The following is a 15,221-nucleotide window of genomic DNA, read 5'->3' as shown; positions in this document are numbered from 1 at the left end:
TCGGGGGCGTGCACGAGCGGGTCGGTCTGGACGTGGAGGACGACGGGGCCGCCGTCCTCCGGCGCCGCCTTGGCCTGCGCGATGGCATCAGCCAGCTCCGCGGCGGAGTGCACCTCGATGACGTGCGCGCCGAGGCTGCGGGCGTTGGCCGCGAGGTCCACCGGCAGCGGCGGCCCGTCGAGGCGGCCGTCGTCGGACCGGAAGCGGTAGCTGGTCCCGAACCGCTGTGACCCCAACGACTCCGACAGCGAGCCGATCGAGTGGAAGCCGTGGTTCTGGACGAGGACGACGATGATCTTGACCCGTTCCTGCACCGCGGTGACGAGCTCGCTGGACATCATGAGGTAGGACCCGTCGCCGACCATGACAAACACGTCACGGTCCGGCTGCGCCAGTTTCACGCCGATGCCGCCGGCGATCTCGTAGCCCATGCACGAATAGCCGTATTCCACGTGATAGCCCTTGCGGTCGCGCACCCGCCAGAGCTTGTGCAGGTCGCCGGGCATCGACCCCGCGGCGCACACCACGACGTCCCGTGGGTCGGACCGCTCGTTGACCAGCCCCAGCACCTGACCCTGGGTCAGCAGCCCGGGCGCGAGCCGGTCGGTCACCTCGCTCCCCGGCCGGTATGCCGTCTCGACCGTCACGTCCCACGCGCGCCAGAGTGCCCCCTGCTCCTCGCCGTATGCCGGGTCCACGGACCAGCCGTCGAGGGCGGCGGTGAGCGCCGTGATCGCCTCGCGCGCGTCGCCGAGCACCTGCAGGCCGGCGTGCTTGCCGGCATCGAACCGGGCCACGTTGACGTTGACGAAGCGCACGCCCTCATTCTGGAAGGCCGTGCGCGACGCCGTGGTGAAATCGCTGTAACGAGTGCCGATCCCGATGACGAGGTCTGCCGCACGGGCGACCGTGTTGGCCGCGGTCGTGCCGGTCGACCCCACGGCACCCAGCTCCTGCGGGTGGCCGTGCGGCAGGGCTCCCTTGCCGGCCTGGGTCTCCGTCACCGGGATGCCCGTCGCCTCGCAGAAGGCTTGCAGCGCGTCCTCGGCGCCGGAGTAGTGGACGCCGCCGCCGGCCACGACCATCGGCCGACGGGCGCTACGGATCAGCGCGGCTGCCCTCTCGATGACCGCCGGCTCGGCCGGCGGCCTGGGGATGTGCCAGGTCCGCTCCTCGAACAGCTCGACCGGCCAGTCGAAGGCCTCGGCCTGGACATCCTGCGGAAGCGCCACGGTGACAGCCCCGGTCTCGACCGGGTCGGTCAGCACCCGCATCGCGTTCAGCAGCGCGGACGGGAGCTGCTCGGGGCGCTGGACCCGATCGAAGTAGCGGGACAGCGGCCGGAAGGCGTCGTTGACCGTGACGTCACCGGCATACAGCTGCTCCAGCTCCTGCAGCACCGGTGCCGACACGCGGGTGGCGAAGGTGCCGGAGGGCAGCAGCAGCACGGGGATCCGGTTGATGGTGGCCAGCGCGGCGCCGGTCAGCATGTTGGTCGAGCCGGGGCCGACGCTCGCGGTGCAGGCCCACGTCTGCAGCCGGTCCTTGGCGCGGGCGTAGGCGACCGACGTGTGCACCATCGCCTGCTCGTTGCGGGCGAGCACGTAGGGCAGCTGCTGCGGGTCTTTCAGCTCGCTCTGCAGCAGCGCCTGCCCGATGCCGGCGACGTTGCCGTGCCCAAAAATCCCGAACACCCCGGCGAACAGCCGTTGTCGCTGGCCGTCGCGCTCGGTGTGCTGCGCGGTGAGGAACTGCACCGTGGCCTGCGCCACGGTGAGGCGGACGGTGCTGGTCACTGCTCACCTCCGAAGGGCAGCCGCGGGTCGACCTGCTGGTCGGCCCATTGTCCGCGCACCCAGCCGTGGGCCGGGTCGTCGCAGATCAGCCATTTGCGCTCGGGTCCCGGGCCGGCCATGACGTTGAGGTAGTACAGGTCGTACCCCGGAGGCGCCATGGCGGGGCCGTGCCAGCCGTGCGGCACGAGCACCACGTCGCCGGTGCGGACCTCGGCCAGCACGTCGATCGGCCGGTCACCTGCCCCATAGACCCGTTGGTACCCGACGGCATCCGCGCCCTCGGGGGCGTCCGGGGTGGGCCGGATCTCAAAGTAGTAGATCTCCTCCAGCTCGGTCTCCTCGCCGGGCCGCTCCTCGTCATGCTTGTGCGGCGGGTAGGACGACCAGTTGCCGGCCGGCGTCAGGACCTCGCACGCGATGATCGAGTCGGCCTCGAGCACGTCCGGGGTGCCGAAGTTGCGCACCTCCCGCGAGCACTGCCCCGCACCGCGCAGCTCGACCGGCACGTCGTCGGCAGGGATGTGCTTGAACGGCAAGGGATCCGCCTGCTTGTTGGCCACGGCGAACGCCAGGGCCACCCGTGCCCCGCCCGGGCCCGACAGCGTCAGCGACGCATCCTTCGGCACGTAGGCGACGTCGGTCGGGCCCGTGAACACGCTGACGCGCCCCGGCAGGTCGACGCCGTGCTCCTCACCGGCGGCATCGCGCACGTCCACCCGCACCGCACCCGAGAGCGGGACCACGATGAACTCCCGGTCGCCGGTGTCGAGGGAACGCGTCCCACCTGCGTCCAGGTGTGCCACGAGCAGTCCGGTGTGGCGCCAGGCGGATTCGTCGGGCTGGATGGCGACGGCGAAGCCGTCGGACTCGCCCCGGCCGAAGGGCCGGACCCAGCGTTCGGTGTCGGCGAGGCTCATCGCGCTCCTCCGTGGACGAGGTCGGCAGCAAGGTCGACGGCTGCGGCGACGTCCCCGTCCGGCGGGTAGAGCAGGGCCCGTCCGACGACCAGGCCACGCACCGCGGGGAGCTGCAGCGCGCGGCCCCACCCGGCATACGTCTCTTGGGGGTCGCCCTGGGGATCGCCGCCGAGGAGCAGCGTGGGCAGCGTGGTCGCGTCCATGACTCGTTCAAGGTCGTCGACGACGGGCAGCTTGAGCCACGTGTAGGCGCTGGTCGCGCCGAGCCCGGCCGCGATGTGCATGGACAGGATCGTCGAGTCCGGATCCAGCAGGTTCACGACCCGGTCGCCCTCGCGCACGGACAGGAACGGCTCCACCATCGCCATCAGCCGGTGCTCGGCCAGCTCGGTGACGGCGCGGGCGCTGGCCTCGAGCGTCGCCACGGTGCCGTCCTCCTGGAGCGCGATGCGGGTCAGCATCTTGCCCCCGTCCAGCCCGCGCGCGGCCAGGTCCGCGGCCCGGTATGCCGTGAAGCGGTCGTCCAGCTCGAACGTGGCTCCCTGCAGCCCACCTCGATTCATCGAGCCGATGACGACCTTGTCCTCGAGGGCGCCGAGCAGGAGCAGGTCCTCGAGGACGTCAGGAGTGCCGAGGACCCCGTCGACCCCAGGGCGCTGCAGCGCCGTCGTCAGGCGGGTGAGCAGGTCGCTGCGGCTGGCCATGGCCCGCCCGTCGCCGCGGACCCCGAGCGCCCCGCGGGCCGGGTGGTCGGCCGCGACGAGCAGGAGCCGGCCGTTGTCCGGGACCAGCGCACGTCGGCGGCGGGTGCGCCACGCCTCGTCGATCCGGTGCGGTGCCCGGGCGCGGGTCTCAGTCAGTCCGGCGAGCGCCTCGGGCCCGAGGAACGGCGCGGGCCGTTGCTGGGTCGTGGTCATCGGGTCTCCGCAGGCTGCTGCCCCGGGACCAGGGGCAGGTGGCCGGCCAGGAGCTCGTCAACCTCGGCCTCGTGGGGCATGGCGGTGGAGCACTCCAGCCGGGAGGCCACGATGGCGCCAGCGGTGTTGGCGAAGCGAAGGATCCGCTCGAGCGGCCACCCCGCCAGCAGGCCGTGGCACAGCGCCCCGCCGAAGGCGTCACCCGCACCAAGGCCATTGACGACGTCTACCGGCACCGGCGGCACCTCAACCCGCTCGTCCCGAGTGCGACCGAGCACGCCCTTGGGTCCCTGCTTGACGATGGCGAGCTCGACGCCCTTGTCCAGCAGCGCTTCCGCTGCCCGCTCCGGGTCACTCTCGCCGACCGCCACCTCGCACTCCTCGCGGTTGCCCACCGCCACGGTGACGTGCTCGAGGGCCTGGTCGACGACCCGATGCCCCTCCTCCGCGTTCGGCCAGAACATCGGGCGCCAGTCGAGGTCGAGGACCGTCAGCGGCGCGCGGCCGCGCGCGTGCCACGCCGCCTGGTGCGCGGAGCGGCTCGGCTCAGTGCACAGCCCGGTGACCGTCGCCCAGAAGATCCGCGCCTGCCGGATCGCGTCCAGGTCGAGCTCGTCGGCCTGCACGAGCAGGTCCGGAGCGATCGGGTAGCGGTAGAAGTAGAGCGGAAAGTCGTCCGGGGGAAAGATCTCGCAGAAGGTCACCGGCGTCGGCGGCCCGTCGACGGCACTCACGAAGCGGTCGTCGACGCCGAGCTCACGCAGGCTCTCGTGGATGAACGTGCCGAACGGGTCGTTGCCGGTCCGCGTGATGACCGCACTGCGCCGGCCGTACCGGGCGGCCGCCACGGCGACGTTGGTCGCGGAGCCGCCGAGGAACTTTCCGAAGGTCTTGACGTGCTCGAGCGGGACACCCACCTCGAGCGGGTAGATGTCGGCGCTGACCCGGCCGAAGGTGATGAGGTCGAACGGCTCACTCATGGACGCCCCGCTCCGCCAGCGCGCGCAGGTAGGCCACCGACGTGCGGACGTCGTCGAGCGCCCGCTTCCGGTCACCCTCGGGCGGCCCCGCGAGGACGGTGTCCTGCTCGAGGACGTACCACCCGGCATACCCGCTGTTCTCGAGGGACTCGACGATCGCGGTGACGTCGACGTCGCCGGCTCCGAGCGGGGCGTAGAGGTCTTGCGCGACCGCCTCGGCGTAGGCGACCTCGCCAGCCCGGACGCGGGCCGCCGTCGCCGCCTTCACGTCCTTGAGGTGCACGTGCGAGATGCGGGCAGGGTGCTCACGGGCGATCGCGACCGGGTCCGCCCCACCCACCAGCAGGTGGCCGGTGTCCAGGCACAGCCCGATCCGACTGCCCTGCAGCACCCGAGCCGTCTCGGCACCGGTCTCGACCATAGTGCCGACGTGCGGGTGCAGCGTGGCCGTGAGTCCCTGCTGCCGCGCCACCTCCTCGAGCCGGTCGAGGTTGGTGAGCAGCACCTGCCAGCCGGCCTCGTCGAGGACGGGGCGGGCGTCATACCCTTCCTGCCCGGTGGCGGCGGCCAGGATGACGGTGGACGCGTTGGCGGCGATGAGGCCGTCGATCGCCGCCTGCACCTGGGGGAGCGGGTCGTGCGCCGGATCGTGCAGGACGACCGGGACGAACTGGCCGACCGCCGCGAGGCCGTGGTCCGCGAGCATCTTCGCCTTCTCCTGCGGCGCGTCCGGCAGGAAGCCGTCGGGACCGAACTCCGTTGCTGCCAAACCGACTTCGCGCATCTCGTTGAGTACGGTCGGCGGGTCGTACTGCCAGCCCCAGCCCGGCACCTCGCACACGCCCCACGAGATGGGTGCGCCGGCGATGCGTTCGGTCAGCGGTGCCGGGGTCACACTCATAGGTCATCCACCTCGTCGAGCCGCACCGGGCGCCCCTCGTGCCGCGACAGCTCGCACGCTTCGGCGATGCGGAACGCCTGCAGCGCGTCGGCAACCGTGCAGGGAGAGGGGATTTCACCGCGGGCAACCTGCGTGAAGGCGGTCAGCTCCGCCCGGTATGCCGGAAGGAACCGCTCCATGAACGACCAGTGCTGCGGTCCGCTGGGGAAGTCGACGCCCTCCTCGGCCGACGTCAGGGGGAAGGAGCTGTCGAGGCCGACCGCCATCGCGCCCTTGTCGCCCATCGCCTCGAAGCGCACGTCGTGCCCACCACCGTTGTAACGCGTGGACGACACGAACACGAGGGTGTCGTCATCGAGGGTGAGGATCGCGGCGCCCGTGTCGACATCGCCGTACTCGGCGAAGAACGGCTCCCCCTTGTTGGCCCCGGTCGCGTAGGCGCTGACCACCTCGTGGCCCGTGACGAAGCGGAGGATGTCGAAGTCGTGGACGTTGCAGTCGCGGAAGATGCCGCCGGAGGTCTGGATGTAGCCGGCGGGCGGCGGGTCCTGGTCGTGGGTGTTGGCCCGGATGCTGTGCAGCCAGCCGAGTTCGCCGGAGCGGACCGCCTCGCGGATCCGGCGGTAGCCGGTGTCGAACCGGCGCTGGAACCCGATGTGCACCGGCACGGCGCTGTCCTGGAGCTCGCGGGCCAGTTCGATGGTGTCCGAAAGCGTTCCGGCGACCGGCTTCTCACAGAAGGTGGGGATGCCGGCGGCAACCCCGGCACGCAGCAGGGCGGCGTGGGTCTGGGTCGGGCTGGCGATGACCAGGCCGTCGAGCTCCGAGCCGATCAGGTCGTCGGGATCGGGAGCCGCCTGCAGGTCGAGTTCCTTGGCCACGACGCGCGCCCGTTCGGGATCGGCATCGGCGAGGACGATTTCGTCGACGCCGTCGACCTCGCTGAGGGTCCGGGCGTGGAACGCCCCGATCCTGCCGACTCCCACCAGTCCGATGCGCATGGCTCCGTGGTCTCCGCTTCCTCGCCGGGGATGGGTTGCTCGGACCAGACTGCTGTGGGTGCTCGTCGCCTGTCAAGGTTTTGTCAGGACATATCGACATGAAGACATACATACGCGCGACATGTAGCATCGGCGCCGTGACTGCGACGTCGCCCATGGTCCTGCGGATCGACCGGGGATCCCCGGTGCCGCTGTACCACCAGCTGGCACAGCAGCTCACCGCGGCCATCGACGAGGGGCGGCTGCGACCGGGGGATCCCGTGGAGAACGAGCTGGCACTGGCAGACCGGCTCGGCCTGTCCCGCCCCACGGTCCGCCGGGCGATCGGCGAGCTCGTCGGGCGCGGCCTGCTCGTGCGCCGCCGTGGGGTCGGCACCTCGGTCGCCAACCAGATGGTGCACCGCAAGGCCGAGCTGACGAGCCTGTATGACGACCTCAGCCGCACCGGGCGCAAGCCTCGCACCGAGGTGCTGAGCCTGGACACCGAGGCGGTCGACGAGGTCGCCGCCGCTGCGCTGGACTTGCCCGCCGGCACCCCGCTGGTCGCGATGGTGCGGCTGCGCTATGCCGACGACGCTCCACTCGCCATCCTGCGCAACTGGCTCCCGCCGGTGTGGGCGGACCTGCGCCTCGATGACCTGCAGTCCGACGGCCTCTACACCCTCATGCGCAACCGCGGGATCTGGCCGGCCGTGGCCCGCCAGCAGATCGGGGCCCGGACCACGACCGCCGAGGAGCGCCGGCTGCTGCAGGTCGGCCGCTCGATGCCGGTGCTGACGATGACCCGGCGCGCCTCCGACGCCGCCGGCGTACCGGTCGAGTACGGGGACCACTGCTACCGCGCCGACCAGTACGCCATCGACGTGGCCGTCTTCGATCGCTGACCCCGATCTCGGGGATCGTGGACAGTTTTGAGTGGCCGACCCGCACACCAGGCCCGATCTCGGGGATCACGCCCGGCCCCGACCGGCCCACCCACGCGAAGGGGCGCGGCCCGCTCACGCGCACGTGAGCCGAGCCGCGCCCCAGCGCGGTGTCGGTATGCCGGTCAGCCGGGTTGTCGCGGCCGACTCCTCAGGATCGTCGTCAGCCCGGGTTGTTGCGGCCGACTCCTCAGGATCGTCGTCAGCCGGCGACGACGGTGAGGTCCAGCTTCGCCTGGACCTCGGGGTGCACCCGGACGAACGCCTGGTGCTCACCGGTCGTCTTGATCGGGGTGGGCACCTCGATCCGGCGACGGTCCACGTCGGGGCCGCCGGAGGCCTTGACGGCGTCGGCGATCTCGGCGGTGGTGACGGCACCGAAGAGGCGGCCGCTCTGGCCGGCCTTGACGGTGATGGTGACCGACTGTCCCTCGAGACGGGCCTTGACCTGCTGGGCCTCCTCGAGCGACTTCACGGCGCGGGTCTCGCGTGCCTTCTGGATCGCCTCGACCTGCTTCTGCCCGCCCTTGGTCCACGGCGTGGCGAGGCTGCGCGGCAGCAGGTAGTTGCGGGCATACCCGTCCTTGACGTCGACGACGTCGCCGGCGGTCCCGAGCCCGGACACCTCGTGGGTAAGGATGATCTTCACGGTTGAGCCTCTCTCTGCTCGATCAGCGCGATCTGCGGCGCGACCGGCTCAGCGGGCGGAGCTGCTGTAGGGCAGCAGCGCCATCTCGCGGGCGTTCTTGACGGCGGTCGCGATGAGCCGCTGCTCCTGGACCGTGACACCGGTGACCCGACGGGCGCGGATCTTGCCGCGGTCGGAGATGAACTTGCGCAGCAGCGCGGTGTCCTTGTAGTCGATTCGCTCGACCTTCGCCGCCTTCAGCGGGTTGGCCTTCTTCTTGGGCTTGCGCACTACGGGCTTGGCCATCGTGGTGCTCTCCTTGTCTTCTCGAGAGCCTGCCTCGACACAGGGTGCCGGTCAGCAGGATGGGCGTTACTTCAGTGTTGTGTGTGGGGAACAGGTCAGAACGGGGGCTCGTCGTAGGACGGGCCACCACCCCAGCCACCGCCGCCACCTTGCGGGGCCGGCTGGCCCTGCGACGGGCCGGTCGCCCAGGGGTCCTCCTGCGGGGCGCCACCAGAGCCACCAGAGCCACCGCCCTGCTGGCCCCAGCCACCCTGGCCGCCGGCGCCGCCCTGACCGCCACCGAAGCCGCCGCCTCCGCCGCGCTGGGTCTTGTTGACCTTCGCGGTGGCGTAGCGCAGCGACGGGCCGACCTCGTCGACGTCGAGCTCGAAGACCGTGCGGCGGTCGCCTTCCTTGGTCTCGAAGGAGCGCGACTTCAGCCGGCCCTGCACGACGACGCGGGTGCCCCGGGTGAGCGACTCGGCGACGTTCTCCGCCGCGTCACGCCACACCGAGCAGCGCAGGAACAGCGTCTCGCCGTCCTTCCACTCCCCCGACTGCCGGTCGTACTGGCGCGGGGTCGAGGCCACGGTGAAGTTGGCGACCGCGGCGCCGGACGGGGTGAACCGCAGCTCCGGGTCGGCGGTCAGGTTGCCGATGACAGTGATGACGGTGTCGCCAGCCATGGGGTGTCTCCCAGCAGTTGAGGATGCAGTTGACGGTGCAGGCGGGGTGTGGTCAGGCGCCGAGGCGCAAAAGCTTGGTCCGCATCACGGACTCGCTGAGCCCGAGCTGGCGGTCCAGCTCCTTCGCGGTGGCCGACTCGGTCGTCATGGTGATGACGGCGTAGATCCCCTCGGACTTCTTCTTGATGTCGTACGCGAGACGACGGCGACCCCAGATGTCGACGTTGTCGATGCGTCCGCCGTCCTTGGTGACGACCGTGAGGAACTTGTCGATCGAGGTCTTGACGGTGCGCTCCTCGACGTCCGGGTCGAGGATGATCATCAGCTCGTACTGACGCATGCGTGAACCCACCTCCTTTGGTCTCGGCGGTCACGGTCTCTCCGTGACAGGAGGGTTGCGATACGTCCCGCCGGAGATCACCCTGTCACGCCGAGCCGACAGGCTCCGCGTTGTCCACAGGTGAATCCGGCGAACCTGCCCGAGGATACCGGTCCACCTGCTCGGAGCCGAAATCCCGCGACCAGGGAACGGTCCACCAGATGGCGCCGGCGATCCACCCGATCGCCAAGAGCCGGGCCAGCAGGAAGATCGCGTAGACGTGCGCCGGGATCGCCCGGTTGGGGTCCTGCCCGATCGGGGCGTAGATCCAGACGGCGATGAAGTAGACGCACTCCATCCCCGCCCAGATGAGGTGGTCGCGCCACTTCACCCCTGCGAGGGCGACGAGCGGCAGCAGCCACAGGCTGGACTGCACCGGGATGCTCTTGCCGGTCACCAGCACGATCGCGATCATCACCGCCGCCACCGGCACGACACCGGGACTGCGCTGTCTCGCAGCTCCTCCGACGTCGCCGCTGCGCTGTCTCGCACCTGCTCCGACATCGCTGGGCCCCTCACTGAAGGCCAGCCGCGTGCCCACCAGCACCGCGGCGCCCCACCCGAGCAGCGCGAGCAGCGTGACGACGCCCGTGGGCAGGGCGTGGCCGAGCAGCTGCGGGATGAGCCACGGTGAGCCGTAGCCGGCCGTGCTGGTCCACCAGGAGCTGTATGCCGTGAGGAAGCCGCCGCTGTCGGCGACGAGCCACGGGATGCTCACCACCGCGACGGTCCCGGCGGTGGCGCCCGCGAGGAGGGCCGCCCGCTGCCGTTGGCCGCCGCGCAGGGCCACCAGCACCATCGCGAGCGCGATGAGCACGGGGTAGGAGCGGGCGAGGATGGCCAGGCCGAGCAGGATGCCGGCCGGCACGTCGCGCCGCTTCGACCAGGCCCACAGCCCGGCCGAGGCGAGCAGCATGCCGAGCAGGTCGGCCGACACCAGCGCCACCGTCACGAGCAGCGGGCTGAGCGCCACGTGGGCCGCCCGCCACGGCACGTCGCTCACGGTCGCGGCGGTGACGAGCACCAGCAGCGTGAGGAGGATGACGAGCAGGCCGGCCCAGAGGGCGAAGTACCACTGCTGCTGGCGCAGCACGCCGGAGCCGCCGGGGACCAGGTCGCCGAGTCCCCACATCGTCAGGCCGGTGACGATCGGCTGCGCCAGCGCGTGCTCACCCACCCCGGGCAGGTAGGGCGTGACGCCCTTGGACAGCCCGGAGGTGGTGTAGACCACGGGCAGGTCCGAGTAGCAGGCGTGCCAGAACTGGTCGGTCCCCGACCACCCGCGCATCAGGCAGTGCGCCTTCTCCAGCACGCCGCCGGCGAGGAACACACTGGCGAGCGCCATGAGCAGGGCAGCCACGGGCTGCCACCCGCGCCGGCCGATCGTCGCGAACCGGCCGAGCGGGCCCCCGATCACCTCGCTGGCAGCCGCGACCACTCCGTCCTGCCGGGTCGGCGCCGCGGACACCGCCGCCTGACGCACCTCAGCCGGCCCCCGGGACGGCGCCGGTCAGGTTCGGGCTCGCGCCGCCCCCAGCGTTGCCCCCAGCGCCGCCACCTGATCCTCCACCGGTCCCCTCGGCCGTGCCGGACGGGGAGGCCGGCGGCTTGGTCCGGGTCGGCGTCGGTGTCGTGGTGGGGCTCGGCGACGTCGGGCTGGGCGCGGTGGACGTCGGCGTCGGTGTCGTGGTGGTGGGGCTCGGCGAGGTCGTGGTCGTCGGGCTCGGCGAGGACGAGGAGCTGCTCGACTGGCTCGGCGGCACGGTCGTCGTGGTGGTCGTGGGCGACGGAGCCGTGGGGGTCGTCGTGGTCGGCGCCGTCGTCGTGGGCACGAGGTTGTCGTTGACGCCGGCCCGGGGCGGGAACTGCTCGACCGGCTGCCCCTGCAGCGCCCCCTGCATGAAGGCGGTCCAGATCTTGGTCGGGTAGGTGCCGCCGGTCAGGCCCTGGAAGCCGCCGATGTTCTGCATCGGGACGGTGCCGTCCCCCTTGTACATCGCGACCGCGGCGGACAGCTGCGGGGTGAACCCATCGAACCAGACCGCGAGGTTGCGGTCGGTGGTGCCGGTCTTGCCGGCGGCGGGGCGCCCGAGCGCGAGGGCGTTGATGCCGGTGCCCTCGGTCACCACGTGCTCCATCGCGTCGGTGACGTCGGCGGTGACGTCCTTCGAGAAGGCGCGCGTGGTCGTGGGCTTGGCGCTGTAGTCCTCACCCGGTCCGGTGACCTTCTTGATGAGGTACGGCGTCGCCCGCTCGCCCCGCGCCGCGATGGTCGCGTAGGCGTTGGCCATGTCGATGACCCGGGGCGAGGCAGTGCCGAGCACGTTGGCGGCGTTGGCGTTCAGGCCCGGCGTGCAGTGGTGCGAGGAGGGCGTGCAGTTCTGCTTGCGCGGCGGCAGTCCCGCGTCGACGGCTGCCTTCATCGTGTTGGCCGGACCGACCTGGATGTTCAGCTGCGCGAAGACGGTGTTGACCGAGTGCGCCGTCGCGGTGACCAGGTTGATGTAGCCGAACTGCTCGTCGCCGTAGTTGCTCACCTTCCCCTGCGGGTTCTGCGGGCCCTGGAACTCGGGGAAGAACTGGGGACTGTGGCCGTCATACCGGTTCATGGTGCTGACGTGGTCCCGCAACCCGGCGAGCAACGTGAAGATCTTGAACGTCGACCCGGCCTGCAGGTGCGCGTCCGTCGCCGAGTTGAACTGGCGCTTGGCGTAGTCGCGACCGCCGTACATCGCCACGACCGCCCCGTCGCCGGGCTTGATGGCGGTGAGCCCGGCGTGCAGGTCGCCGGTGCCCGCGCCGCTCGGCATGTTGTCCTGCACCGCCTTGACCGCGGCGCGCTGGGCCTGCCGGTTGATGGTGGTGGTGACCTTGTAGCCGCCGCGCGCGAGGTCGTCCTCGGTCAGGTGCAGCTTGTTCTCGAGCTCCTGCTTGACCTGCTGGGTGATGTAGCCCGTGGGGCCTGAGGCGGCGTTCTGCTGGTGCGGCGGCAGCACCTTCGGGAAGCGCGCGTTCGCCTTCTGCTGCGGGGTGATCCAGTGCTCGGTGCGCATCCCGTTGATGACGTAGTGCCAGCGGGCGTGGGCGTTGTGCGTGGCCTGCTTGCCGTTGGCCGGGTCGTAGAGCGCCGGCCCGCGGACGAGCTCGGCGAGGAACGCGCCCTGGCTGACGTTGAGCTGGGAGACGTTCTTGCCGAAGTAGGCCTGGGCGGCGGTCTGCACCCCGTAGGCGCCGCGGCCGAAGTAGACGGTGTTGAGGTAGTCCTGCAGGATCTCGTCCTTGGACTTCTCGTGGTCCAGCTTGATCGAGATGATGATCTCGCGGAACTTGCGCGACAGGGTCTGGTTGCTGGTCAGGAAGTAGTTCTTGACGTACTGCTGGGTGATCGTCGACCCGCTCTGGGTCCCCGCCCCGGTCAGCGTCCGCCACGCGCCGCGCGCCATGCCGGACAGCGAGATGCCGCCGTTCTGGTAGTAGTTGCGGTCCTCGGCGGCGAGGAAGGCCTTCTGCACGTGGTCGGGCACCTGGGACAGCGGCACCGACTGCCGGTTGACGGCGCCGAACCGGTCCAGCTCGGTCTTGCCGTCGGCGTAGTAGAGGACGGTGCTCTGCGCCGCCGCGAGCTGGTTCGGCGAGGGGATGCCGACGGCCTTGTAGGCGACCACGAAGGCGATGACGACCAGGACGATGAGCCCCAGCACGGTCCACAGCGCCCCGCGCAGGATCCGGCTCCGGCGGGAACGTCGCTTCTTGCCGCCCTTCGACCCCTTCTTCGGGGCGGGCTTGCGCTGTTGGCTCGGTGACAAGGGTCTTCTTCCGGTCGGGACTGCCCACGAGTGTCAGGGAGTGAACTGCGGACAAGTATGCCGTTCTCGCTGGTCATCGCCTGAACGGCGAGCCGTCGCGTTGATCGTTGTCGCTGATCGTTGTCGCTGATCGTTGTGCCGCTCTGGTCGCTGGAGCGCGCAGAACAGCACAACGATTGCGGGCCCCGATGGCGACGCGCGGGTGGCTGGAGGGGTGGCGGGTCGATATATCGGTCCGATACAGTGACATAGTCGTTGTTTGTCAGTATGCCGTGAGTCGGCCCCGACCTGTTCGGTCGCCCGGGCGGCCCGGTCCACCGGAGCAGGAGGTGAGCGGTGAGCCGTCGGAGCGCGACGCTGGAGCTGGCCGTCCTCGGCCTGCTGCACGACGCCCCGATGCACGGCTACGAGCTGCGCAAGCGACTCAACGCGGTGCTCGGCGTCTTCCGCCCGTTGTCCTACGGCACGCTCTACCCCTGCCTGCGCGGACTGCTCGAGCGCGGCTGGATCCGCGAGCTGCCTGCCAGTAGCGCGCCCCGGACCGGGCGGCAGACCGCCTCGGCCCGCCGGGGCCGGATCGTCTACGAGCTCACGCCCGACGGCAAGGACCACTTCCAGGCGCTGCTCACCGAGGCCGGACCCGCCGCCTGGGAGGACGACAGCTTCGACGTGCACTTCGCGTTCTTCGCCCGGACCGAGCAGACGGTGCGGCTGCGCATCCTCGAGGGCCGGCGCAGCCGACTCGAGGAGCGGCTGGACCAGTTCCGCAAGGCCGCCCAGCGCGGCCGCGAGCGCGTCGACGCCTGGACCGCCGAGCTGCAGCGGCACGGCCTGGAGTCGACCGAGCGCGAGGTCCGCTGGCTCAGCGAGCTGATCGACAGCGAGCGGCGGGCCGCCAACGCACGCTCCCGGCATACCCCTGGGGGCCGCGACCGTGCTGCCCACGGTGACCACCGGACCACCCCTGACCACCCGAAGTTCCCCGAGAACCCCGACAACAAGGAGTAACCATGGCTTCTGTGCGCGTCGCCATCGTCGGCGTCGGCAACTGTGCCAGCTCGCTGGTGCAGGGCGTCCACTACTACAAGGACGCCTCGACCACCGAGTCCGTGCCCGGGCTCATGCACGTCAAGTTCGGCGACTACCACGTCGGTGACGTGGAGTTCGCCGCCGCGTTCGACGTCGACGACAAGAAGGTCGGCAAGGACCTGGCCGAGGCGATCATCGCCTCGGAGAACAACACGATCAAGATCGCCGACGTCCCCACCACGGGCGTCACGGTGCAGCGCGGGCACACCTTGGACGGGCTGGGCAAGTACTACCAGCAGACGATCCACGAGTCCTCGGCCGAGCCGGTCGACGTCGTGCGGGCGCTGCGCGACGCGAAGGCGGACGTGCTGGTCTCCTACCTGCCGGTGGGTTCCGAGCAGGCCGACAAGTTCTACGCCCAGTGCGCGATCGACGCGGGCGTGGCGTTCGTCAACGCGCTGCCGGTGTTCATCGCCAGCGACCCCGAGTGGGCGGCGAAGTTCGAGGCGGCCGGCCTGCCGATCGTCGGCGACGACATCAAGAGCCAGATCGGCGCCACCATCACCCACCGCGTCCTCGCCAAGCTGTTCGAGGACCGCGGCGTCACCGTAGACCGCACCTACCAGCTCAACGTGGGCGGCAACATGGACTTCAAGAACATGCTCGAACGTGACCGGCTGGAGTCGAAGAAGATCAGCAAGACCCTGTCGGTGACCTCGCAGGTCGATCGGGACCTGGGCGCCGACAACGTGCACATCGGCCCGTCTGACTACGTGGCCTGGCTGGACGACCGCAAGTGGGCCTTCATCCGGCTCGAGGGCCGCAACTTCGGCGACGCGCCCGTCTCGCTCGAGTACAAGCTTGAGGTGTGGGACTCGCCCAACTCCGCCGGCGTGATCATCGACGCCGTCCGCGCGGCGAAGATCGCCCTCGACCGGGGCATCGGCGGCCCGCTGCTCTCGGCGTCCTCGTA

15 protein-coding genes are annotated in these 15,221 nt (G+C 70.7%); 3 read left to right on the top strand and 12 right to left on the bottom strand.

Going from position 1 to position 15,221, the window contains the following annotated elements; translation table 11 throughout:
* From iolD to VFL99_RS00680, 6 genes are all read right to left on the bottom strand, one after another.
* Positions 1 to 1,796, bottom strand: a 1,796-nt coding sequence (gene iolD, locus VFL99_RS00705; RefSeq protein ID WP_325104395.1) for a 3D-(3,5/4)-trihydroxycyclohexane-1,2-dione acylhydrolase (decyclizing), incomplete at its 3' end; no start/stop codon positions are given.
* Complete coding sequence (gene iolB, locus VFL99_RS00700) at positions 1,793 to 2,713, bottom strand: 5-deoxy-glucuronate isomerase (RefSeq protein ID WP_325104394.1); 921 nt, start codon at positions 2,711 to 2,713, stop codon at positions 1,793 to 1,795. The genes iolD and iolB, both read right to left, overlap by 4 nt.
* Positions 2,710 to 3,630 (bottom strand): Cgl0159 family (beta/alpha)8-fold protein, encoded by a 921-nt coding sequence (locus tag VFL99_RS00695; RefSeq protein ID WP_325104393.1) that lies wholly within the window; start codon positions 3,628 to 3,630, stop codon positions 2,710 to 2,712. The genes iolB and VFL99_RS00695 overlap by 4 nt, the downstream gene beginning before the upstream one ends.
* Positions 3,627 to 4,610: a 5-dehydro-2-deoxygluconokinase gene (gene iolC / locus VFL99_RS00690; protein ID WP_325104392.1), complete on the bottom strand. Its 984-nt coding sequence runs from the start codon at positions 4,608 to 4,610 to the stop codon at positions 3,627 to 3,629. Before iolC ends, VFL99_RS00695 begins: the two co-directional genes overlap by 4 nt.
* Positions 4,603 to 5,511, bottom strand: coding sequence for a TIM barrel protein (locus VFL99_RS00685; RefSeq protein ID WP_325104391.1), 909 nt, complete (start codon positions 5,509 to 5,511; stop codon positions 4,603 to 4,605). The genes iolC and VFL99_RS00685 overlap by 8 nt, the downstream gene beginning before the upstream one ends.
* Entirely contained in the window at positions 5,508 to 6,512 is a 1,005-nt protein-coding gene (locus tag VFL99_RS00680) for a Gfo/Idh/MocA family protein (protein WP_325104390.1), read from the bottom strand. The genes VFL99_RS00685 and VFL99_RS00680 overlap by 4 nt, the downstream gene beginning before the upstream one ends.
* Before the next feature lie 155 nt (positions 6,513 to 6,667).
* Here VFL99_RS00680 and VFL99_RS00675 point away from each other — a divergent pair, with 155 nt between their 5' ends.
* Positions 6,668 to 7,396, top strand: a complete 729-nt coding sequence (locus tag VFL99_RS00675; protein ID WP_325104396.1) for a GntR family transcriptional regulator — start codon at positions 6,668 to 6,670, stop codon at positions 7,394 to 7,396.
* Between the two features lie 241 nt (positions 7,397 to 7,637).
* On the opposite strand, the gene rplI is transcribed toward VFL99_RS00675, so the two are convergent.
* The 6 genes from rplI to VFL99_RS00645 form a co-directional block, all read right to left on the bottom strand.
* Complete coding sequence (rplI, locus tag VFL99_RS00670; RefSeq protein ID WP_325104389.1) at positions 7,638 to 8,084, bottom strand: 50S ribosomal protein L9; 447 nt, start codon at positions 8,082 to 8,084, stop codon at positions 7,638 to 7,640.
* A gap of 48 nt (positions 8,085 to 8,132) precedes the next feature.
* Positions 8,133 to 8,369, bottom strand: a complete 237-nt coding sequence (gene rpsR / locus VFL99_RS00665; protein WP_325104388.1) for a 30S ribosomal protein S18 — start codon at positions 8,367 to 8,369, stop codon at positions 8,133 to 8,135.
* A 95-nt stretch (positions 8,370 to 8,464) separates the two neighbouring features.
* Complete coding sequence (locus VFL99_RS00660) at positions 8,465 to 9,034, bottom strand: single-stranded DNA-binding protein (protein ID WP_325104387.1); 570 nt, start codon at positions 9,032 to 9,034, stop codon at positions 8,465 to 8,467.
* A 52-nt stretch (positions 9,035 to 9,086) separates the two neighbouring features.
* Positions 9,087 to 9,374, bottom strand: coding sequence for a 30S ribosomal protein S6 (gene rpsF, locus VFL99_RS00655; protein WP_325104386.1), 288 nt, complete (start codon positions 9,372 to 9,374; stop codon positions 9,087 to 9,089).
* Positions 9,375 to 9,459: 85 nt separating this feature from the next.
* Entirely contained in the window at positions 9,460 to 10,881 is a 1,422-nt protein-coding gene (locus tag VFL99_RS00650; RefSeq protein WP_325104385.1) for a glycosyltransferase 87 family protein, read from the bottom strand.
* Positions 10,882 to 10,897: 16 nt separating this feature from the next.
* The gene (locus VFL99_RS00645) at positions 10,898 to 13,219 is read right to left on the bottom strand and encodes a transglycosylase domain-containing protein (protein WP_325104384.1); all 2,322 of its coding nucleotides are present in this window, start codon (positions 13,217 to 13,219) and stop codon (positions 10,898 to 10,900) included.
* Positions 13,220 to 13,555: 336 nt separating this feature from the next.
* Between VFL99_RS00645 and VFL99_RS00640 the strand changes: the two genes are divergently transcribed.
* Together VFL99_RS00640 and VFL99_RS00635 are read left to right on the top strand one after the other, a co-directional pair.
* Positions 13,556 to 14,227: a PadR family transcriptional regulator gene (locus VFL99_RS00640; protein ID WP_325104383.1), complete on the top strand. Its 672-nt coding sequence runs from the start codon at positions 13,556 to 13,558 to the stop codon at positions 14,225 to 14,227.
* Positions 14,228 to 14,229: 2 nt separating this feature from the next.
* A partial coding sequence (locus VFL99_RS00635; protein ID WP_325104382.1) for an inositol-3-phosphate synthase occupies positions 14,230 to 15,221 on the top strand: 992 nt, incomplete at its 3' end.

The sequence above is a fragment of the Segeticoccus sp. genome (genome assembly GCF_035708005.1).
The sequence above is the reverse complement of the archived record's forward strand: the minus strand, read 5'-3'. Positions and strand labels throughout refer to the sequence as shown.